Source organism: Bradyrhizobium sp. CCGB20, from assembly GCF_024199855.1.
In the GTDB taxonomy this organism is placed as follows: Bacteria; Pseudomonadota; Alphaproteobacteria; order Rhizobiales; family Xanthobacteraceae; genus Bradyrhizobium.
Genome location: NZ_JANADN010000001.1, coordinates 8,757,672 through 8,778,596, shown reverse-complemented (window position 1 = coordinate 8,778,596; position 20,925 = coordinate 8,757,672). Strand labels below are relative to the sequence as shown.

The 20,925-nt window shown below is 65.8% G+C and carries 22 protein-coding genes; 17 read left to right on the top strand and 5 right to left on the bottom strand.

The window, feature by feature from the left end:
• Positions 1 to 92: 92 nt before the first annotated feature.
• The 4 genes from NLM15_RS41410 to NLM15_RS41395 all read left to right on the top strand — a co-directional run bounded on the left by NLM15_RS41410 (position 93) and on the right by NLM15_RS41395 (position 5,661).
• Complete coding sequence (locus tag NLM15_RS41410; protein WP_254123749.1) at positions 93 to 2,174, top strand: methyl-accepting chemotaxis protein; 2,082 nt, start codon at positions 93 to 95, stop codon at positions 2,172 to 2,174.
• 127 nt (positions 2,175 to 2,301) lie between these two features.
• A complete protein-coding gene (locus NLM15_RS41405; protein WP_254123748.1) occupies positions 2,302 to 3,243 on the top strand; it encodes a dihydrodipicolinate synthase family protein in 942 nt (313 codons plus the stop codon).
• Between the two features lie 340 nt (positions 3,244 to 3,583).
• On the top strand, positions 3,584 to 4,984 hold the full coding sequence (locus NLM15_RS41400) for a selenium-binding family protein (RefSeq protein WP_254123747.1): 1,401 nt from the start codon (positions 3,584 to 3,586) through the stop codon (positions 4,982 to 4,984).
• A gap of 83 nt (positions 4,985 to 5,067) precedes the next feature.
• Positions 5,068 to 5,661 carry a hypothetical protein gene (locus tag NLM15_RS41395; RefSeq protein WP_254124699.1) on the top strand — a complete coding sequence of 198 codons (594 nt, stop codon included), beginning with the start codon at positions 5,068 to 5,070 and terminating at the stop codon, positions 5,659 to 5,661.
• A 3-nt stretch (positions 5,662 to 5,664) separates the two neighbouring features.
• Here the strand turns inward: NLM15_RS41395 and NLM15_RS41390 are convergent, their stop codons facing one another.
• Genes NLM15_RS41390 through NLM15_RS41380 form a run of 3 tightly spaced genes read right to left on the bottom strand, consistent with a single transcriptional unit; the run spans position 5,665 to position 8,243 of the window.
• The gene (locus NLM15_RS41390) at positions 5,665 to 6,363 is read right to left on the bottom strand and encodes a DUF1045 domain-containing protein (RefSeq protein ID WP_254123746.1); all 699 of its coding nucleotides are present in this window, start codon (positions 6,361 to 6,363) and stop codon (positions 5,665 to 5,667) included.
• An 18-nt stretch (positions 6,364 to 6,381) separates the two neighbouring features.
• On the bottom strand, positions 6,382 to 7,575 hold the full coding sequence (locus tag NLM15_RS41385) for an alpha-D-ribose 1-methylphosphonate 5-triphosphate diphosphatase (protein WP_254123745.1): 1,194 nt from the start codon (positions 7,573 to 7,575) through the stop codon (positions 6,382 to 6,384).
• Positions 7,572 to 8,243, bottom strand: a complete 672-nt coding sequence (locus NLM15_RS41380; protein WP_254123744.1) for a chloramphenicol acetyltransferase — start codon at positions 8,241 to 8,243, stop codon at positions 7,572 to 7,574. Before NLM15_RS41380 ends, NLM15_RS41385 begins: the two co-directional genes overlap by 4 nt.
• 174 nt (positions 8,244 to 8,417) lie before the next feature.
• Between NLM15_RS41380 and phnC the strand changes: the two genes are divergently transcribed.
• From phnC to phnE (NLM15_RS41360), 4 genes are all read left to right on the top strand, one after another.
• The gene (phnC, locus tag NLM15_RS41375; protein ID WP_254123743.1) at positions 8,418 to 9,227 is read left to right on the top strand and encodes a phosphonate ABC transporter ATP-binding protein; all 810 of its coding nucleotides are present in this window, start codon (positions 8,418 to 8,420) and stop codon (positions 9,225 to 9,227) included.
• Positions 9,228 to 9,284: 57 nt separating this feature from the next.
• Positions 9,285 to 10,220 carry a phosphonate ABC transporter substrate-binding protein gene (gene phnD, locus NLM15_RS41370; protein WP_254123742.1) on the top strand — a complete coding sequence of 312 codons (936 nt, stop codon included), beginning with the start codon at positions 9,285 to 9,287 and terminating at the stop codon, positions 10,218 to 10,220.
• A 78-nt stretch (positions 10,221 to 10,298) separates the two neighbouring features.
• Entirely contained in the window at positions 10,299 to 11,183 is an 885-nt protein-coding gene (phnE, locus tag NLM15_RS41365) for a phosphonate ABC transporter, permease protein PhnE (protein WP_254123741.1), read from the top strand.
• Complete coding sequence (phnE, locus tag NLM15_RS41360; protein WP_254123740.1) at positions 11,180 to 12,028, top strand: phosphonate ABC transporter, permease protein PhnE; 849 nt, start codon at positions 11,180 to 11,182, stop codon at positions 12,026 to 12,028. Before phnE (NLM15_RS41365) ends, phnE (NLM15_RS41360) begins: the two co-directional genes overlap by 4 nt.
• A 133-nt stretch (positions 12,029 to 12,161) precedes the next feature.
• Here the strand turns inward: phnE (NLM15_RS41360) and phnF are convergent, their stop codons facing one another.
• Positions 12,162 to 12,890: a phosphonate metabolism transcriptional regulator PhnF gene (phnF, locus tag NLM15_RS41355; RefSeq protein ID WP_254123739.1), complete on the bottom strand. Its 729-nt coding sequence runs from the start codon at positions 12,888 to 12,890 to the stop codon at positions 12,162 to 12,164.
• Positions 12,891 to 13,009: 119 nt separating this feature from the next.
• On the opposite strand from phnF, the gene phnG reads away from it, so the two are divergent.
• From phnG to NLM15_RS41310, 9 genes are read left to right on the top strand one after another with little or no spacing between them, the layout of a single operon-like run.
• On the top strand, positions 13,010 to 13,474 hold the full coding sequence (gene phnG, locus NLM15_RS41350; RefSeq protein WP_254123738.1) for a phosphonate C-P lyase system protein PhnG: 465 nt from the start codon (positions 13,010 to 13,012) through the stop codon (positions 13,472 to 13,474).
• 4 nt (positions 13,475 to 13,478) lie between these two features.
• Positions 13,479 to 14,087, top strand: a complete 609-nt coding sequence (gene phnH / locus NLM15_RS41345) for a phosphonate C-P lyase system protein PhnH (protein WP_254123737.1) — start codon at positions 13,479 to 13,481, stop codon at positions 14,085 to 14,087.
• 4 nt (positions 14,088 to 14,091) lie between these two features.
• A complete protein-coding gene (locus NLM15_RS41340) occupies positions 14,092 to 15,195 on the top strand; it encodes a carbon-phosphorus lyase complex subunit PhnI (protein ID WP_254123736.1) in 1,104 nt (367 codons plus the stop codon).
• On the top strand, positions 15,192 to 16,082 hold the full coding sequence (locus NLM15_RS41335) for an alpha-D-ribose 1-methylphosphonate 5-phosphate C-P-lyase PhnJ (protein ID WP_254123735.1): 891 nt from the start codon (positions 15,192 to 15,194) through the stop codon (positions 16,080 to 16,082). The genes NLM15_RS41340 and NLM15_RS41335 overlap by 4 nt, the downstream gene beginning before the upstream one ends.
• Positions 16,075 to 16,872, top strand: a complete 798-nt coding sequence (phnK, locus tag NLM15_RS41330; protein WP_254123734.1) for a phosphonate C-P lyase system protein PhnK — start codon at positions 16,075 to 16,077, stop codon at positions 16,870 to 16,872. Before NLM15_RS41335 ends, phnK begins: the two co-directional genes overlap by 8 nt.
• Before the next feature lie 22 nt (positions 16,873 to 16,894).
• On the top strand, positions 16,895 to 17,593 hold the full coding sequence (gene phnL / locus NLM15_RS41325) for a phosphonate C-P lyase system protein PhnL (protein WP_254123733.1): 699 nt from the start codon (positions 16,895 to 16,897) through the stop codon (positions 17,591 to 17,593).
• 12 nt (positions 17,594 to 17,605) lie between these two features.
• Positions 17,606 to 18,763: an alpha-D-ribose 1-methylphosphonate 5-triphosphate diphosphatase gene (locus NLM15_RS41320; RefSeq protein ID WP_254123732.1), complete on the top strand. Its 1,158-nt coding sequence runs from the start codon at positions 17,606 to 17,608 to the stop codon at positions 18,761 to 18,763.
• Positions 18,760 to 19,356, top strand: coding sequence for a phosphonate metabolism protein/1,5-bisphosphokinase (PRPP-forming) PhnN (phnN, locus tag NLM15_RS41315; RefSeq protein WP_254123731.1), 597 nt, complete (start codon positions 18,760 to 18,762; stop codon positions 19,354 to 19,356). Before NLM15_RS41320 ends, phnN begins: the two co-directional genes overlap by 4 nt.
• 25 nt (positions 19,357 to 19,381) lie before the next feature.
• Positions 19,382 to 19,993, top strand: coding sequence for a pyridoxamine 5'-phosphate oxidase family protein (locus tag NLM15_RS41310; RefSeq protein ID WP_254123730.1), 612 nt, complete (start codon positions 19,382 to 19,384; stop codon positions 19,991 to 19,993).
• A 178-nt stretch (positions 19,994 to 20,171) separates the two neighbouring features.
• On the opposite strand, the gene NLM15_RS41305 is transcribed toward NLM15_RS41310, so the two are convergent.
• On the bottom strand, positions 20,172 to 20,903 hold the full coding sequence (locus NLM15_RS41305; protein ID WP_254123729.1) for an SDR family NAD(P)-dependent oxidoreductase: 732 nt from the start codon (positions 20,901 to 20,903) through the stop codon (positions 20,172 to 20,174).
• Positions 20,904 to 20,925 lie beyond the last annotated feature (22 nt).

Sequence of the window (20,925 nt, the reverse complement as noted above, 5' to 3'; positions counted from 1 at the left end):
GGAGTTCCCGGCAATTTGACTAAAGCCTTAACCGATCCTTGGCATGTCGCGATGCAGGGTGGCCAGCAGTACCAAGCAGGCCCCCTGACCCCATGGCAATGTTCAAGAAATCGGTAAGTTCGCTTCTCCTGACGCTGATGGCCTTGTTGGCCGCCGGTGCACTCGCGTCGACGGCGTTCCAGATGGTCGGCGCCTTCGGTCGCTACAGCGACAGTCTAGAGACCGCGCGGCTTGCCGCCGCCGACAAGGCGATCTTCCACGGGGTGCTCGCGCTGCGCAACAATCGCGGCGATGCCCAAAGCGCCATCCTCGGCGAGGACGATCCGCGGGCCAAGCTCGAAGCGGCGGAGAAAGCCGAGCAGGGTGGCTTTGACGGGATCAATGCCGCGCTTGCCACCATTGAATTCGCCCGCCGCGACGAGCTCGCCAGCACGCTGAAGCAGCGCTGGAGCGATGCCGCGCCGCAATTCCAGTTGTTCTACGACGAGGCCAAGCGTCCGCGCGCCGAGCGCAAGATCGAGCGGACCAATTCCTGGTACGATGCCGTCACCAAGGTCATCGACACGGCCAACCTCGCCTCCACCGCAGTGTCGAACCGCGCCTGGATGAACGACCCCTACATCGCCCGCATGATCCAGGTTCGCCGCTTCGCCTGGCAGGTGCGGGACCGTTACGGAATCCATTGCTCGTCGCTTCGCTCGAACGTCAACACCAGCAAGCCGCTCGACGATGCCCAGAAGCGGTCCGTGGCGCAATGGGACGGCACCATCACCTCCGGCTGGGCGGGCATGGCCGAGCTGCTGGCTGCGCCCGACGTGACGGCGGAGCTGGTGACGGCCGCGACGGACGCGAAGGCCAAGACCGACGGCGTCCTCAAGCAGATCGGCGAGCTCACCAGGAATCTCGACGGCAGCGGCAAGCCCGCGATGCCCGCCGCGGAGTGGAACACGCTCTGCCAGTCGCCTTTCGCCCTCATCGTCGGGGTCGCAAACAAGGCGCTGGACCAGTCGATCGCGCGTGCCGAGGCCGTGCAGGCCAAGGCGCTCACCAACCTCATCGTGCAGTCGCTCGCGTTTCTGCTCGCGCTCGCCGTGACCCTCGCCGGCGTGTACGTGGTGCGCAATCGCCTGATGCGCCCGGTTCGCGCCATCCTGGATGCCATCGCACGCATTGGCGCGCGCGATTACGCCACGCCGGTGCCGCAGTCGAAATATCCCGACGAGTTCGGCACCATGGCCGCCGCGCTCGAAAGCCTGCGTGAGAGCGCGGCGACCGCAGAGCGTCTGGGCCAGGAACGCGAATCGCAGCAGGCGCTGCAACTGGCCCGCTCCGGTACCGTGGACGACGCATGCCGCAGCTTCGACGACACCGTGCAGGCGGTGATCCACAGCGTCGCCGCGTCCGCGCGGGAGCTCGATGCGACGGCGACCGATGTGCGCACGCTGGTATCAGAATCGACCAGCCAGACCGCGGCAGTCTCCTCCGCGGCCGAGCAGGCCACCAACAATCTCGAGACCATCGCGGCCGCGACCGAGGAACTCTCCGCGTCCGTCGGCGAGATCTCCGCACAGGTGCAGTCGAGCGCGCGCGAGGCCCGCGAGGCCGTCTCGCAGGCCGAGCGGACCAACGCGACGGTCGAGATCCTCGATCAGACCGCCAGCCGCATCGGCGAGGTCGTGAAGATGATCAACGCCATTGCCGGCCAGACCAATCTCCTGGCGCTGAACGCCACCATCGAGGCCGCGCGCGCAGGCGAGGCCGGCCGCGGCTTTGCCGTGGTCGCCGGCGAGGTCAAGAGCCTCGCCGCGCAGACCGCGACCGCGACTGAAGAAATCTCGCGCCAGGTCGAGGAGATCCAGGGTGCGACGGGTGAGGCCGTGACCGCCATCCGCTCGATCGGCGGCGCCATCAGCGGCATCGACGAGAAGATGACGGCGATCGCTGCCGCCGTCGAGCAGCAGCGCGCGGCCACCACCGAGATCTCGCGCAACTTCCAGCAGGCAGCCCAAGGCACCCGCGAGGTGACCGACACCATCGGCAGCGTTGCAAAACTCAACCAGGAGACCGGCAATGCCGGCACGGTGCTGTCCGATTCCGTGAAGAAGATGTCGGCCGACGCCGATCGTCTCCGCGTCGCGGTCGAGGGCTTCCTGGGAGCCGTGAAGACCGCGTAAGTTCGTTTCTCATCCATCCCGGCGTCGTGCGAACGGCATTGCCGTCGTCTCGCGCGGCGAGTACATCTGTGACGCCGCGCCACGCGTGCGTTGCAGATGTAAGAGTGCATCAGGGATGGAGAGTTCGATGCCGGCCACGCCACACAACAAGACCCAGCGCCCCTATCGCGGCGTGTTCCCGGTCGCGCCCACCATCTTCGACGAGCGCGGCGAGCTCGACCTCGAGGGCCAGCGCCGCTGCATCGACTTCATGATCGACGCCGGCTCGAATGGCCTCTGCATCCTCGCCAATTTCTCCGAGCAGTTCGTACTCACCGATGCAGAGCGCGAAGCCGTGATGCACGCGGTACTGGAGCACGTCGCGGGTCGGGTTCCCGTGATCGTCACCACCACGCATTTCAGCTCCGCCGTCTGTGCCGCGCGCAGCCAGCAGGCAGAAGCCGCGGGTGCCGCCATGGTGATGGTGATGCCGCCCTATCACGGAGCGACCTTCCGCGTGCCCGAGAAGGGCATCGTCGAATTCTTCAAGGTGCTGTCGGGCGCCATCAACATTCCCATCATGATCCAGGACGCGCCGGTGGCCGGCACGCCGCTGTCGGTCGAGCTGCTCGCGCGGCTGGCGCGCGACTTCTCCAACATCCGTTACTTCAAGATCGAGGTGGCCGGCGCCGCTGCAAAGCTGCGCAGCCTGATCGAGGCGGGCGGCAAGGACATCGAGGGCCCGTGGGATGGCGAGGAAGCCATCACATTGCTCGCCGATCTCGATGCGGGCGCGACCGGCGCGATGACCGGCGGCGGCTATCCCGACGGTATCCGCCAGATCATCGATCCCTATTTCGCCGGCAAGCGCGAGGAAGCGAAAGCCGCCTACGAGCGCTGGCTGCCGCTGATCAATTACGAGAACCGCCAATGCGGCCTGATCGCCTGCAAGGCGATGATGCAGGCCGGCGGCGTGATCAAGTCGGACGCCGTGCGGCATCCGCTGCAGCCGCTGCACCCGGCGACGCGGGCGGGCCTGCTGGAGCTGGCCGAGGAGCGCGATGCGCTGGCGCTGCGGTGGGGGAAGTAGGTCTCTCCACCGTCATTGCGAGGAGCGGAGCGACGAAGCAATCCAGACATTCTCCGTGGAAAAAGTCTGGATTGCTTCGCTCCGCTCGCAATGACGGAACCAGTTGAGCCAATCTCCCTCCACACCGTCGTCCCGGACAAGCGCGCGAGGCGACGGCCCCCCATCTCGGCTGAAGGCGTCGAATTAGCGCGGTTCGGGCGGTTCCCCGCAGCCCGGCGATGACATATTGTACGCTCGCCAACTGGACCTACGGAGCGTTTCGAGACATCGCGCAACAACTTCATTATGCCGCTATCCCGAGCCAGGTTGGCACGAACCGACAGAACAGGGAGGCAGTGCCATGACGATGAGGCCGGATCCCACCTTTCACGCATCGCCCAAGCTTGCGATGGAAGCACCTGCGGAGAACTTTGCCTACACGTTGCTGCTCAGTCCGGATTTCTCAAAGCCGGATGCTCTCGCGGTCATCGACGTCAAGCCGGGATCGCCGACCTACAGCCAGATCGTCCACACCGTGACGATGCCCAACAAGGGCGATGAGTTTCATCACTTCGGCTGGAATGCCTGCTCCTCAGCCTTGTCGCCGCTCGCCGGACACGCCTTCATCGAGCGGCGCTATCTCATCATCCCCGGGATACGCTCGTCGCGGATCTACATCATCGACACCAAGCCCCATCCGATCCAGGCCAAGATCCACAAGATCATCGAGCCCGAGGAAATCTTCAAGAAGACTGGCTACTCGCGGCCGCACACCATCCATTGCGGGCCGGACGGCATCTACGTGAGCACGCTGGGCGGCGGCGGCAAGGACGGCACCAGCGGACCTCCAGGCGTCTTCATCATGGATTGCGAGACGTTCGAGGTCCTGGGACGCTGGGAGATCGACCGCGGTCCGCAGACGCTGCATTATGATTTCTGGTGGAATCTGCCGCGCGACTACATGGTGACGAGCGAATGGGCGTTGCCGCCGCAGTTCGAGAACGGGATCGTCCCCGAGGATCTGCTGTCGAACAAATATGGCCATCGTCTCCACTTCTGGGATCTCCGCGCCCGGCGCAATGTGCAGACCATCGACCTCGGCGCCAATCACCAGATGGCGCTGGAGGTGCGGCCGGCGCACGATCCGGTTCGCGAATACGGTTTTGCCGGCGTGGTGGTTGACACCACCAACCTCGAAGGTTCGATCTGGACCTGGTGGCGCGAGGGCGGGAAATTCCATGCCGAGAAGACGGCGACCATTCCGCCAGAGCCCGCAGCCAAGGAGAAGCTTCCGCCGCTGTTGCAGGGCTTTGGCGCCGTGCCGCCGCTGGTGACCGACATCGACCTGTCGATGGACGATAGATTCCTCTACGTCTCCTGTTGGGGCACCGGCGAGATGCGCCAGTACGATGTCAGCGATCCCAGAAAGCCCAAGCTTGCGGGTTCGGTGCATACCGGAGGCATCGTGCGCCGCGCGCCGCATCCGAACGGCAAGGCGTACGCAGGTGGCCCGCAGATGGTCGAGATCAGCCGCGACGGCAAGCGCGTGTACTGGACCAATTCGCTCTACTCCACCTGGGACGACCAGTTCTATCCCGATGGGGTTCCGGGCGTAGAGGTCATGGCCAATGTCGGTCGCAACGGCGGTCTCGAACTCGACAAGAACTATTTCGTGAGCTTCCCCGACGGATATCGCGCGCACCAGATCAGGCTCGAGGGCGGCGATTGTTCGACGGACTCTTTTTGCTACCCGTCGGTCTAGATTGGGGACACGCGAGCCCGGCGCTTGGCTGGCTGTGGCTCGCGCTTGTCGCGAGCGGTCTCTATCACGGGGTCAACCCCGGAATGGGATGGCCGCTCGCCGTTTCGGCCGGGCTCATGGACAAGAGCCCGCGCGCGCTGTTCCGTGCGTTGTGGGCTCTGGCGGCCGGGCATCTGCTGGCAACACTTTTTGTGCTGCTGCCATTCGCGTTCCTGCTCGTACTGGCCGCGTGGCAGCGTCCCATCCAGCTCGGCGCGAGCCTTCTCGTCATCGGCTTCGGCGTCTATCGGCTGATTGCGCGGCGCCATCCCCGCGCGCTGGCACGAATTCCGCCGACGCAATTGGCGCTCTGGTCGTTTGCGGTCGCCATTGCTCACGGCGCCGCCCTGATGCTCGTGCCGATCTATCTCGGGCTCTGCCAGGCCTTCGAGCTCGATGCCGGCCATGAAGCCGCCGGGGCGCTGATGAAGGCAAGTCTCGGGATGGCGGTGCTGGTGTCCCTGGTGCACGTTATCGCCATGGTCAGCGCCGGCGGATGTCTGGCGTGGCTGGTCTACCGTTATCTGGGACTGAAGTTCGTCTCGCGAAGCTGGTTCAATCTGGATGCGGTCTGGGCAGCCAGCCTCGTTCTGGTCGGCGCGGTGGCGCTCGCCTTCAATCTTGCGAGCTGGCGCTGAGGTCTACCGCGCCAAGGCCCACTCGCCGATGATGCGGAAGCGCGCCTCGGCATCATCCTGCTTGAACAGCGCGATGCGATCGATTGCCAGCGTGTCGAGATCGAGCGTCGCAAATCTCGCGCGCAGCATCTCCAGTATCGGTCCGCGCCGCTCCGCATCCAGCCGCCCCGTCAGCGTCATGTGGAAGCGGAATTCTTCCATCACGTAAGGGTAACCCCAGCGGTCGAGATAGTCGCGCTGTCGCTCGGGTAGCCGTTCGGGCTTGCGCCGCGCGCGGTCTTCCGCCGTCAGCACGGTGCGAAAGCAGTCGAATTCGCGGACACAATCGGCGGCAAGCTGCTGGAGCGCACCGACCGGCTCGGCCGGGATCACCGCAATGAAGCCGCTGATGGAATCGACCACCGGGCGGATTGACGGGATCGGCCGCGCCTTGCCGGCGAATGTCGCGCAGGCTGCGACGAGCTCGGCCTCGGTTTTGCCGGGCGCCAGTGCCATCGGCGCCTTCAGCGTGGCATGAAAGCCGTATTTGCGGGGATCGGCGCTGACGTCGCGCCAGTCCGGCGCGACGCGCAATGCGTCGGCCGGAAAGGGCAGTTCGTCACCGGTATAGGCATCATAGCCGAGCAGCTCGGCACCGAAGCGGGAGAGGGCGCTGTCGGCGCCGGCCGCAAAATAGATCGCGTAGCGGGGAAAACCTGTCATCGTCCGAACATAACCGGTTTATGCCGCGACGACAGCCTCGCGCGGCATCGTCGCCGCGGCGAGCAGCCGTGTCGCATCGGTGAGATGCACGAGCTTGCCGCCCGCGATCACGGCGATGAGCCGCGGCCGCAGCGGCGCGCTGTCGTCCACGAGCAGAATGTCGGCGCGGCGTCCTTCCGCGAGCACGCCGCGATCGGTGAGGCCGGTCGCGCGGGCCGGTCCCGCGGAGACCAGATCCCAGGCCTGCGTCAGTGGCACCACGCCATCCGCGGCGAGCCGGAACGCCGCGAGAAGCTGCGCGGGATAGTAATAGTCCGACGCCAGCACGGAGCAGAGCCCCTTGGCGATCATGTCGGACGCCTTGGTCCAGCCGGTGTGGCTGCCGCCCCGCACGACGTTCGGCGCGCCGTAGACGATGGCATCACCGTGGCTTGCTGCCGCCCGCGCCGTCTCCTCGTTGATCGGAAACTCCGCGATGTCAGCGCCCAGCTCGCGATACGCCTCGCGCATCGCCGGCGTCGCATCGTCATGCGAGAGTATCCGCACCTCGGCGGCGCGGGCAGTCGCCGCAAGCCGCGACACGGAAGCCGGCACTTCACCGGCGCGCGAAAGCACACGCTCGACCAGCCGGTCGAATTCCTCGCCCGACAGGCCGGTGCGCTCCACCATGCGGTTGCGCTTGCGCGGCTTGGCCATGTCGCCAACCGTGCCGTCCATGTGGTCGTTGAACGCGAACAGGTCGACGCGGCCCTCGGCGAGCCACTGGCCGATCTCGGTCTCGGCCTCGAGATTGTAGGTCTCGTGCCGGAGATGGAAGCGGGTGTCGGCAGCGAATTGCGGGCGCTGCCGCTCGATTGCTTCCATCAGCCCGCGCGCATTGTCGGCACTGCGCAGGCCCGGCTCCCACGAGCAGGTCGTGGCGTGGAACACGGTGGTGATGCCGTTGCTGATCGCCTGGCGGTCACTGTCGGCGAGCGCGACGTCGATCGGGAAGTCGACGCCGGCGCGCGGCATCATCTGCCGCTCGAAGGCATCACCATGCAGATCGACGATGCCGGGCAACACCAGCAGGTCGCGCGCATCGATCGCCAGCCGCGCCCGGCCACGCGAGGCATCGACCCCGGCAATGTCCGTTCCGGACACGAGAAAGGAAGTTTCGACGAGCTCGGAGCCGATCAGGGCCCGGCCGCCCTCGAGGAATATGTCTGTCACGCGACCGCGCTTCGTTTGCTGGCAGGAGAACTGGTGAGGGAGCTTGCCTGTGCTTCATATGTCGAGAGGAAATCTTCAATCCCGAGCTTGCGGAAATCGGGCAATGCTTCACGCAATTTGTCGTGATCCCATTCCCACCAGGCGAGCCTGGCGAGCCGGCCGGCGATCTCTTCCGAGAACCGCCGCCGCACGACGCGCGCCGGATTGCCGGCGACGATGGTGTAAGCCGGCACGTCCTTGGTGACGATGGCGCCCGCGGCGATCACCGCGCCGGTGCCGATGTTGCGGCCCGGCAGCACGATGGCGCCATGGCCGATCCAGACGTCGTGGCCGATATGAACATGATGCTGGCGCCGCCAGTCGAAGAACTCGGCGTCGTCGCTCTCGCCGGGGAAATAGGCGCTGGAACGATAGGTGAAATGCGCCTGCGTCGCGCGGTGCATCGGATGGTTGCCGGGATTGATGCGCGTCATCGCCGCGATCGAGCAGAACTTTCCGATGGTGGTGTAGGTGATCTGGGCGTCGTTCACGACATAGGAGTAATCGCCCATCGTGACTTCATGCAGGATGGTGCGCGCGCCGACTTCGGTATAGCTGCCGAGCCTGGTCTCATGGAGCTTTGCCGAAGGGTCGATGGTCGGTTGGACCGAGAGCGTTTTGCCGGCCATGCTGCATCCGATTGATCGAGGGCGGGCGTACCTCTTCGAGCGGGCTGATGACAAAGTCATGACGAAGCGATGACAGGGGATGAGGTGTGTAGGATCGCCGCACCGCAACGCGAGTGTCACACAAGTGTCAAGCGCCGGCGTTAGCGGTGGGTCCCAGCTACTCTGGAGCCCTGCATGCTGGTGGTTGAAGGTCTGACGTGTCGCTTCGGCGCAAAGGCCGCGGTGGACGACGCTTCGTTTCAAATCTCCCCCGGCGGCTTCGTCGGTGTGATCGGGCGCTCCGGCGCCGGCAAGTCGACCATGCTGCGCATGATCAACCGCCTCGCGACGCCGACGCAGGGCCGAATCCTGTTCGACGGTCTCGATGTCACTGCGTTGCGCGGCAAGGAGCTGCGGCAGTGGCGGGCGCGTTCGGCCATGATCTTCCAGCAGTTCAATCTGGTCGGCCGGCTCGATGTTCTTACCAATGTGCTGATGGGACGGCTCGCGACCATGCCGGCCTGGCGCTCGCTGACGCAGACCTGGCCCGAGCAGGACAAGGCGCTGGCGATGTCGGCGCTCGAGCAGTTCGACATCGCCTCGCTCGCTGCCCAGCGCGCTGACCAGCTCTCCGGCGGCCAGCAACAGCGTGTTGCGATCGCGCGCGCGCTGGTGCAACAGCCCGACATCATCCTCGCCGACGAGCCGATCGCCTCGCTCGATCCGCGCAACACCAAGATCGTCATGGATGCGTTGCTGCGCATCAACAAGCACTTCGGCATCACCGTGCTCTGCAACCTGCATTCGCTCGATCTCGCCCGCACCTATTGCGACCGCCTGATCGGTATGGCCGCCGGCCGCGTGGTGTTCGACGGCGTGCCGTCCGAACTCACCGACCATGTTGCACGCGAGCTCTACGATCTTGAAGCCGCCGACGTCATGGGCGGCATGCCTGTCCCGGCGCCCGAGGGCGTTCCGGCGCTCGGAACCGCCGCGGCGGCCTGAGTCGAACGTTTATTGCCAGTTTTGCGTCAACCGACCCCAACCTATGAAGAGGGTATCATGATCACTCGCAGATTAATCCTTGCCGGCGCCGCCGCGCTCGCTTTCGCATCGTCGGCGTCCGCCGAGGACTGGAAAGCCAAATATCCCGAGCTGACCTTTGCGGTCGTCCCGGCCGAGAACGCCTCCGGCGTCACCGAGCGCTGGGCGCCGTTCATGAGCTATCTCTCCAAGGAACTGGGCGTGAAGGTCACGCTGCGCATCGCCAACGACTACGCCGCTGTCATCGAAGGCCAGCGCGCCGGCAACATCCATATCGCCAGCTACGGCTCGGCTTCGTTCGCCCGCGCCCGCCTGACCGGCGTCAAGACCGACGCTTTCGCCAACGACATCAACGCCGACGGCTCGACCGGCTATTATTCGGTGTTCTTCGTCAAGGCGAGCAGTGCCTACAAGAAGATCGACGACCTCAAGGGCAAGAACCTCGGCCTCGTCGATCCGAACTCGACGTCGGGCAACAACGTGCCGCGCTTCGAGCTCGACAAGATGGGCATCCCGGATGCCGACACCTATTTCAGCAAGGTCGTCTTCACCGGCAGCCACGAGAACGCGATGCTGGCGCTGGCGCAGGGCACGGTCGACGTCGCGGCCAACCAGTGGACCACCGACGACGATTCGACGCTGGCGCAGATGCTGACCAAGGGCATGCTGAAGAATGCCGACGGCTCGGCGATGAAGAAGGGCGACTTCCGCATCATCCACAAGTCGGCGCCGATCATCAACGGCCCCTACGCCTACAACTCGGATCTGCCGGACGACGCCAAGGCGGCCATCGCCAAGGCCTTCTTCGACGCGCCGGCGAAGGACAAGGCGGCGTTCGATCGGCTCCAGGACGGCCAGAAGAAGGGTTTTAATCACGCCACCACCAAGGACTGGGATGGCACGATCGAGCTGATCAAGTTCGTCGATGCGCTGCGCAAAAAGAAGGCGTCCTGAGCTTTCGGGACGACGCCACTGGAGCCGGGTCGATGGACCCGGCTCTTTCTCTTTTGACCATCCACTCTCCCTGACCCTATGACCGTCGCGGTTTCGATCCTCCCCGAGCAGCAATTGGCCGCGCTGAACGCCGCCTACAACCAGGCGGTCGCGCGCAGGCGGCTCCGCCTTCTGCTGGGAGCAGTGATCTTCGCGGGAGCGCTGGTTCTCGCCGCGATCGGCGCGGAAGTGAATCTGCGCACGCTGTTCACCTATTTCGGCAACTTCATCAGCTATTTCGACCGCATCCTCACGCTCGACAGCGGCCAGCGGGTCTGGACCGATGTCGGCGAGTGGCTCTGGGGCTGGCGCAAATGGCTGAAAATGCTGGGCGAGACGCTGCTGATCTCCTATGTGGGCACGCTGATCGGCGCGACCTTCGCCTTCGCCCTGAATTTCCTGGCGGCCGAGAACACGTCGCCGTCGCCCTGGCTGCGCTTCGTGGTGCGTCGCCTGCTCGAATTTGCCCGCACCGTGCCGGGCATCGTCTTCGCGCTGATCTTCGTGATCGCTTTCGGGCTCGGGCCGATGGCCGGCGTGCTCGCGATCGCGATCCACTCCACCGGCGCGCTCGGAAAGTTGTTCTCGGAGATCGTCGAGAATGCCGACATGAAGCCGGTCGAGGGCATCCGCTCAACCGGCGCGAGCTGGCTGTCCTGCATGCGCTTTGCCGTGGTGCCGCAGGTGACCGCGGGCTATGCCAGCTACGCGCTGCTGCGCTTCGAGATCAACGTCCGCGAAGCCTCCGTCATGGGTTTCGTCGGCGCCGGCGGCATTGGCCAGGAGCTCGTCGTCGCCATCCGCAAGTTCTATTACTCCGACGTCAGCGCCATCCTGCTCACCATCATCCTCACCGTCTTCATCATCGACATCACCACGGGCTGGCTGCGCGGCCGCCTGTTCGGCAAGGAGGCGCGGACGTGACGGGGCCGCAGGAGATCGACACCGCGCGGATTCGCGCGCGCTACCCCGATGTGTTCGACCGGCCGGCCTCGGCGCGGCTCGCTATGCCGGCGATGATCGTCGCGGCGTTCGCGATCCTGGTTTACGGCCTCGTCGATCTCGACTTCTCGCCGTCGCGCTTTTTCGCAGGGCTGAACCAGCTCGGCTGGATCAGCCTGATGATGATCCCGCCAGATCCCGGCTCCTCGTTGCCGATCTATCTGAAGGCGCTGGGCGAGACGCTGTCGATCGCGCTGCTCGGCACGACGCTGGCCGCCGTCTTCGCGCTTCCGGTCAGCCTGCTGGCCGCGCGCAACGTGGTGCCGTCGAAGATCCTGCGCTTCCCCGTCCGACGTTTCCTGGATTCGATCCGCGGCGTCGACACGTTGATCTGGGCGCTGGTGTGGATCAACGTCGTCGGGCTTGGCCCGTTCGCCGGCGTGCTCGCCATCGCCGTGTCGGATTTCGGCGCGTTCGGCAAGCTGTTCTCGGAGGCGATCGAGGGCGCGGACCAGAAACAGGTCGAAGGCATCCGCGCCTCCGGCGGCAGCGCATTGCACGAGATCCGCTTCGGCCTGCTGCCGCAGGTCCTGCCCGTCATCGCCGGCCAGGTGCTCTATTTCATCGAATCCAACACCCGCTCGGCCACCATCATCGGCATCGTCGGCGCCGGCGGCATCGGGCTCCAGCTCGCCGAGCAGATCCGCGTGCTGGAATGGCAGAAGGTGTCGTTCCTGATCCTGATGATCCTGGTCGCGGTTGCCGCGATCGATTTCATCTCGGGCAAGCTGCGTTTTGCGATCATCGGGCGAAGGGCTGTGGCGTAGTCACAGCTGCCGTAGGGTAGGCAAAGCGCAGCGTGCCCACCATTTCGATCGAGATATTGAGAAAGACGTGGGCACGGCGCAAATGCGCCTTTGCCCACCCTACGATTCCGGATTCGCGGAGAGAGAGCCGCCCCTACGACTCCACCAGGAACTCCACCCGTTCCGCCGCAAACCGCGAATGCTTCGTCACCAGCGGCTTGCCCTGGAGATCGTGGTCGGTCGCGTCGACCACCAGGATCGGCCGTCCGAGCGGCAGATCCAGCCGCGCGGCGTCGGTCGCGTCGACGATGCCGGCGGTGATCCGGGTCGCGCCGCGGCTGTAGTCGCGGACGCCGTAGTGCTCGAGCAGTTTCGTCATCGAACGCGTCGCGGCGAACACGTTGCCCGCGCCCGGGAACAATTCCGCCGACAGCCAGGTGGTGGAGACGCAGATCGGCGTGCGGTCGGCAAGCCGGATCGCCTCGATCCGGACCAGCGGCGCGCCGGCCTTCAATCCCAGTTCCCGCGCCAGCTCGCGGGTCGCGACGTCTTCGGACGCCTCGATCAAACGGCCATGCGGCTCGCGGCCGTCGGCGCCGACGATCTCGGAAAAGCGGGTGCGCGAGCGCAGCGGATAGGCGAGGCGCTGCGCCTCGACATAGGTTCCGCTGCCGCGTTCGGCACGCACGATGCCGCGCTCGGCAAGCGCGGCGAGCGCGCGCCGCACGGTGTGGCGGTTCACCCGATAGGTTTCGGCGATTTCCATCTCGCCCGGCAGCTTGTCGCCGGCCGCAAAGCGCCCGTCGGCGATGCCGCGCTCGATGCCATCGGCAACGAGGCGCCACAGCGCGACGCCCGAAGAGGCTGTGTCCTGCATGCTCATGTTGCCGCGAAGCCTACTTCAGAAATCACACGTTTGTCACGAAACAGTCATGGCGCTTCCGTATCAAGTTGTCTATTATCATAGACAACTTGGATTCGGCAAGTTCTGTCAAAAGCTCGGTGGATTTGGTGACCCAGCACAACAACCAGCAAGCCCAGCGCAAGGCCGCGATGGCCGTGCTGGCGCACGCGGAGGCGGGCGAGATCGCCGCTCGCCTCCGCGCTCTCGTCCTGCCGGCACATCAGGAGCTGCGTGCGCCGGAAAACGGCCTCGTCATGCTGCGCGGCCGGGTCGGCGGCGATGGCGCGCCGTTCAATCTCGGCGAAGCGACGGTGTCGCGCGCGGCGGTCCGGCTCGCGAGCGGCGAGGTCGGCTTCGGCTACACGCTGGGACGCGACGGCGAGAAGGCGCGGCTGATCGCGCTGTGCGATGCGCTGGTGCAGTCCGGTGAATTCGGCGAGGCGGTGGAGCGTGACGTTATCGCGCCGTTGCGCGAGCAGCTTATGCTTGAGCGCGCGCGGGCGGCGGCCGAGACCGCCGCGACGAAGGTTGATTTCTACACCATGGTGCGCGGTGAGGGGTGAGGCCATGACCACGATTGCGGAACTGCCGCCGGGGTTCGCCGACAAGGTGTTGTCGGCGCAATCGACCTTTCGTTCGGTCATGGACGCGATGGCGCGGCCGGGCTCGGTCCAGCGCATCGTGCCGATGGCAGGGGCGCCCGGACCGATGATGCGCGGCACCGCCGCGATCGCGCTGACGCTGTTCGACCATGACACACCGCTCTGGCTCGATGCGCGCATGTCGGAAAGCTCCGACGTGACAAAATGGCTCAAGTTCCACACCGGCGCGCCGGTCGTGCAGGACTCGTCGATCGCGAGTTTCGCTCTGATCAGCGACGGCACGGCGCTGCCGGTGCTCGAGCGCTTCGCGCTCGGCACGAACGAATATCCGGATCGCTCGACCACAGTCATCCTCCAGGTCGATCACCTCGATGCAGGGCGCAGTTTCGAGCTGCGCGGCCCCGGCATCGATGGTGTCGCGACGCTTCAGGCGTCGATCAAGCCTTTCGACCTGTTCGAGCGCCTGCGGTTCAACGAGGCATTGTTTCCGCGCGGCATCGATGTGGTGCTGGTCGCCGATGACGCCGTGGTTGCGATCCCGCGCACCACGCGTGTCGTGAACAAGGGAAGCTAGTCGCATGTATGTCGCAGTCAAAGGCGGCGAGCGCGCCATCGACAACGCCCATCGCCTGCTCGCCAATGCGCGGCGCGGCGACAAAAGCGTTCCGGAAGTCACGCTCGACCAGATCTCGGAACAGCTTGGCCTCGCCGTGGACCGTGTCATGAGCGAAGGCTCGCTCTATGATCGCGAGCTCGCTGCGCTCGCCATCAAGCAGGCGCGCGGCGATCTGATTGAGGCGATCTTCCTGGTCCGCGCCTTCCGCGCCACGCTGCCGCGCTTCGGCGCGAGCGAGCCGGTCGACACCGGCGCCATGCGGGTGCAGCGGCGGGTGTCGTCGACCTTCAAGGACATTCCCGGCGGGCAGATCCTCGGGCCGACCTTCGACTATACGCATCGCCTGCTCGATCCGACCCTCGCTGAAGGCTTTGTGCCGGAAGCGCCGGCAACCGCCGAGGCCTCGACCGCGGCCACGCCGCGCGTGACCGACATTCTCGGCCGCGACGGACTGATCGAATCCTCGCCGCAGGCGGAAGACGGCGCCAGCGTCGGCGACCTCACGCGCGAGCCGCTGAACTTTCCGGCGGACCGTGATCTGCGCCTGCAAAATCTTGCGCGCGGCGACGAGGGCTTCCTGCTGGCGATGGGTTATTCCACCCAGCGCGGCTATGGCCGCAACCATCCCTTCGCCGGCGAGATCCGCTTCGGCGAGGTCGAGGTCGAATTCTCTGCGGAAGACGTCGGCTTCGCCGTGCCGCTCGGCTCGATCGAGCTGACAGAATGCCAGATGGTCAACCAGTTCAAGGGCTCCGCGACGGAGGCGCCGTGCTTCACCCGCGGCTATGGCCTCGCCTTCGGCCAGAGCGAGCGCAAGACCATGTCGATGGCGCTGGTGGACCGCGCGCTGCGCGCCCGCGAGTTCGGCGAAGAGGCCGTCGCCCCGGCGCAAGATGAAGAATTCATGATGTCGCATTCGGACAACGTCCAGGCGACCGGCTTCGTCGAGCATCTGAAGCTGCCGCATTATGTCGACTTCCAGTCCGAGCTCGGTCTGCTGCGCAAGCTGCGCCAGGAATTTGCCGAGGCCAATGCGCCCGATGCCATGAAGGAGGCCGCGGAATGAACGCGCCCGCCTACAATTTCGCCTATCTCGACGAACAGACCAAGCGGATGATCCGCCGCGCGATCCTGAAAGCGATCGCGATTCCCGGCTATCAGGTGCCGTTCGCCAGCCGTGAAATGCCGATGCCCTATGGCTGGGGCACCGGCGGCGTGCAGGTGACCGCTGCGATCCTTGGTCCGCAAGACACGCTGAAAGTCATCGACCAGGGTTCGGACGACACCACGAACGCGATCTCGATCCGCAAGTTCTTCGCCAAGACCGCGGGCGTCGCCACGACGACGTCGACGATCGATGCAACCGTGATCCAGACCCGTCACCGCATTCCCGAGACGTCGCTGCACGAAAACCAGGTGCTGGTCTATCAGGTGCCGATCCCCGAGCCCCTGCGCTTCCTCGAGCCGCGCGAGACCGAGACGCGGCGCATGCATGCGCTCGCCGAATACGGCCTGATGCATGTCAAGCTCTACGAGGACATCGCCCGCTTCGGTCACATCGCGACCGCCTACGCCTATCCGGTCAAGGTGAACGCGCGCTATGTGATGGATCCGTCGCCGACGCCAAAATTCGACAATCCCAAGATGGACAATTGCCCCGCGCTGCAATTGTTCGGCGCCGGCCGCGAGAAGCGCATCTACGCGATCCCGCCTTATACGCAGGTGGTGTCGCTCGATTTCGAGGATCACCCGTTCGAGCCGTATCGCTTCAACGCGCCCTGCGCGCTGTGCGCCGCCGAGAATTCCTATCTCGACGAGATCGTCACCGACGACAAGGGCGGGCGGATGTTCGTCTGCTCCGACACCGATTACTGCGAGGGCCGCCAGGCCGCCGGCCATCACGGCAGCCTCAGCGCCGCGCCGTACAAGGAGAAGTCGGGTTCCCATGGTTGATCAAGACATGCTCGAAAACGACCAGCCGCTGCTGGTCGCGGAGTCCCTCAGCAAATCCTACGGCCGCATTGCCGCGTGCCGCGACGTGTCGTTCTCGCTCTACCCCGGCGAGGTGCTGGCGATCGTCGGCGAATCCGGTTCGGGCAAGTCGACGCTCTTGCAAATGCTGTCGGGCCAGCTCGCGCCGAGCGCCGGCCACGTCTCCTATCGAATGCGCGACGGCATCACCCGCGATCTCACGACCTTGGGCGAAGCCGAGCGGCGCTTCCTGTTCCGCACCGATTGGGGCTATGTGCACCAGGATCCCGCGCAAGGCCTGCGCATGGCGGTCTCGGCCGGCGCCAATGTCGGCGAACGGCTGATGGCGGTGGGCTGGAATCACTACGGCCGCATCCGCGATACCGCGTCGGACTGGCTGACGCGCGTCGAGATCGACATCGCCCGCATCGACGATGCGCCGCGCACCTATTCCGGCGGCATGCGCCAGCGTCTTCAGATCGCGCGCAATCTCGTCACCGAGCCGCGGCTGGTGTTCATGGACGAGCCGACCGGCGGTCTTGACGTCTCCGTGCAGGCGCGCCTGCTCGACCTCGTGCGCAGCCTCGTCGCCGAGCTGCATCTCGCCGTCATCATCGTGACCCACGATCTCGCGGTGGCACGCCTCCTGTCGCATCGCGTGATGGTGATGAAGGGCGGCCGCGTCATCGAAACCGGTCTCACCGACCAGGTGCTCGACGATCCCCGCGAGCCCTACACCCAACTCCTCGTCTCCTCGATTCTGCCGCCATGAGCTTTCCCAAATGAGCTTTGCAATGACCGCCATGATCGACATCGCCGCCGCGAAGAAGACCTTTACGATGCACCTGCAAGGCGGCATCGAATTGCCCGTCGTCAGCGGCGTGACGTTCCACGTCAATCCCGGCGAATGCGTCGTGCTGTCGGGGCCATCAGGCGCCGGCAAATCGTCGATCCTGAAGATGATCTTCGGCAATTACCGCTGCGACTCCGGCCGCATCGGCATCCGTCATCGCGGCGCAGTGGTCGATCTCGCCACCGCCGAGCCGCGGCAGGTGCTGAACATCCGCCGTTCCACCATCGGCTATGTCAGTCAGTTCCTGCGCGCGGTGCCGCGGGTTGCGACCATCGATGTCGTCGCCGAGCCTTTGATCGTCAACGGCATGGCCCGTACTGATGCGCAGGCGCGCGCGGGCGCGTTGCTGCACCGTCTCAACATTCCCGAGCGCCTGTGGCAGCTTCCGCCCGCGACCTTCTCGGGCGGCGAGCAGCAGCGCGTCAACATCGCGCGCGGCTTCATCTCGGAGCTGCCGATCCTGCTGCTCGACGAGCCGACCGCCTCGCTCGATGCGGCCAATCGCGCCGTCGTGGTCGAGCTGGTCGCCGAGAAGAAACGCCAGGGGGTCGCCATGGTCGCCATTGTCCATGACGACGAAATCCGCCATCTGATTGCCGACCGTATCGTTGACGTCACCAGTTTTGCCGCCGCCGCCTGAAGGAAGAGGGAAATGAACGCCAAGCCGAAGGAATCCGTGATCACCAACGCCAGGATCGTGCTGGCTGACCGGGTGATCGAGCAGGGCTGGCTCGCTCTTGCCGACGGACGCATCGCCGAGATCGGCGAGGGCAGGGCGCCTGCCGGTGCAGAAGACGCCGGCGGCGATTTGATCATGCCCGGCCTGATCGAGCTCCACACCGACCATCTCGAAGCGCACTACGTGCCGCGCCCAAAGGTGTTCTGGAATCCGGTCGCGGCCGTGATCTCCTATGACGGCCAGCTCGCGACCTCGGGCATCACCACCGTGTTCGACTCGCTCCGGGTCTGGCGCGAGGACGGCGCCGAGGAAGTCGATGGCCGTGCCGGCGTGCTCGCCGCCGCGATCACGACCGCGCGCGACGCCAGCCTGCTGCGCGCCGACCACTTCCTGCATCTGCGCTGCGAAATCCCGATGCCGAGCGTGGTCGAGGAAGCCAAGGAGCTGATCGACCGTCCGGACGTCAAGCTGATGTCGCTGATGGACCACACCCCCGGCCAGCGCCAGTTCCGCGACGAGGTCAAGCTGCGCGACTACTATCGCGGCAAGGGCGGCGGCAAGACCGATGCCGAGCTCGACGAGCTGTTCGCAAAGCGCTTCGAGTATCAGAAGCTTTATGCTGCGGCCAACATGCGCGAGATCGTGGCGCTGGCGCACGAGTACAAGATCCCGCTCGCGAGCCACGACGACACCACCGAGGAGAACGTCGCGGATGCCGTGCGCGATCGCGTTTCGGTGGCGGAATTCCCGACCACGCTGGAGGCCGCGCGCGGTCTGCACCAGGCCGGCATCGACATCCTGATGGGCGCACCGAACGTCGTGCGCGGCGGCTCGCACTCCGGCAATATCGCCGCGGTCGATCTCGCCCGCGAGGGTCTGCTCGACATCCTGTCGTCGGACTACATTCCGTCCAGCCTGCTGATGGCCGCGCTGCAATTGCCGGAGCATGTGCCGGCGATCAGTCTTCCTGCGGCGGTTCGCACCGTGACGAAGGCGCCCGCCGAGGCGGTTGGCCTTACCGACCGCGGCGAGGTCGCGACCGGCAAGCGCGCCGATCTGATCCGTGTGCATGTCGCAGGCGACGTTCCCGTGGTCCGCAGCGTCTGGCGCGAAGGACACCGCGTCGCATGAGCGAGATCGGCGCCATGGCCGAGGACGCGGCAGGCGGGATCGGACCCGGGCGGCTCGTGCTCGTGGTCGGTCCGAGCGGCGCCGGCAAGGACACGCTTTTGCGGCTCGCGCAGGCGGCCTGTGCGGACGACCGCGATGTCGTCTTTCCGCGCCGCGTCGTCACCCGCGCATCCTCCGCCGACGAGGACAACATTGCGGTGAGCCAGGACGACTTCCGTCGCGGACGCGAGCATGGCGATTTCGCCGTGCATTGGGAGGCGCACGGGCATTCCTATGCCCTGCCGCTCGAAATCAACGACGATATCCGGGCCGGTCGCGCGGTCGTCGCCAATGTCTCGCGCACGGTGATCGGCGCGCTGCGCCAGGCCTATGCCAACGTCATCGTGGTTGCGATCACGGCGCCGCCGGACGTGCTGGCACAGCGGCTTGCCGCTCGCGCCCGGCACAGCGACGGCAATATCGCCGATCGCCTCGCGCGCAGCGTCGACGACGTATCGGCCGATGCCGATGTCACCATCCTCAATGCCGGCAGCGCGGAGTATCACAGCCGCCAGCTCGCGCGTGCGATCAGGAATGAAGGCTGGCAGGAGTAGCTGCCGGCACAACAAGGAGAACGGAATGTCGGTGATCGAAACGGTCGAACAGCTGGAAGCCATCTACGGCGCCGTCGGTGACGCTTCGACCGTGAAAGTCGCCGACCACGTCACGCCGCTCTACAGGATATTCATCGAGAAGGCGCCGTTCGCCGCGCTTGCCACCATCGGGCCCGAGGGCATCGACTGCTCGCCGCGCGGCGATCTCCCCGGCTTCGTCCGCATCCACGATCCCAGGACGCTGATGCTGCCGGATCGGCGCGGCAACAACCGGGTCGATTCCTTGCGCAACATCGTGCGCGATCCCAGGGTGTCGCTGATGTTCCTGATCCCCGGTTCAGGCAACGCGGTGCGGGCCAACGGCCGTGCCCATCTCTCCGTCGATCCCGAGTTGCTGGCTTCGTTCAAGGTCGAGGGCAAGGCGCCGCGCAGCGTCATGGTGATGACGGTCGACGAAATCTATTTCCAGTGCGCCCGCGCCATCGTGCGCTCCGACCTCTGGAATCCCGACAAGCGGATCGATCCGAAGACCTTGCCGACACCCGGCCAGATCCTCGCCGAGATGAGCGAGAACAAGGTCGGCGGCGCAGAGTACGACCGCATCTGGCCGGAGCGCGCAGCGGCGACGATGTGGTAGCGCTCTCTCGTCTCCCTCGCCCCGCTCTTGCGGGGAGAGGGCGGGGTGAGGGGCTTCTCTCGGCACGTGAGATCGTCGCGAGACCTGTACCCCCTCACCCGCCGCGCTCTGCGAGCGCGTCGACCTCTCCCCGCAAGCGGGGCGAGGTGAAGAAAGAGCGTCGCGCTGCCAAGGCGCTCTAGTTAAACGCCATCCCGCCGCTCAGCGCGACTGTCTGCCCGGTCATGTAGGCATTGTCGACCAGCAGCATCACCGCTTTGGCCACTTCCTCCGCCGTGCCGAAGCGGCCGAGCGGAATGCGGCTGACGAGCTGGGGCTGGCCGCTCATCATGTCGGTCTCGATCAGCGAGGGCGCCACCGCGTTGACGGTGATGCCTTCTTTCACCAGCCGCGCCGCATAGCCGCGCGTGAGGCCCTCCATGCCGGCCTTGGATGCGTTGTAGTGCGGGCCGATCGAGCCGGCGCCGCGCGCGGCACCCGAGGAGATGTTGACGATGCGGCCCCATCTCTTCGCACGCATTTCCGGCAGCACAGCCTGCGTGCACAGGAAGACGGACTTCAGATTGACCAGCATCGTCCGGTCGAAATCGTCCTCGGTGAGATCGTCGACGCCGCGCGTGATGGCGATGCCGGCATTGTTGACGAGGATGTCGATCGGCCCGAGTCCAGCCGTAACGCGCTCGACCATTGTGGCCACGGCTTGGCGCTGCGAGACGTCGGCGGCAACGACGACGGCACGGCCGCCTTGCTTGACGATCTCTCCTGCCAGCTGCTCGGCTTGCCCGATCTGCTCGCGGCAGTTGATCGCAACGGCCGCGCCTGATGCGGCCAGCGCGCGACAGATGGCAGCACCGATTCCGCGCGAGCCGCCGGTCACAAGCGCCGTGCGCCCGTTCAGATCATTCGCCATATATGGAACTCCCGAATTGTCC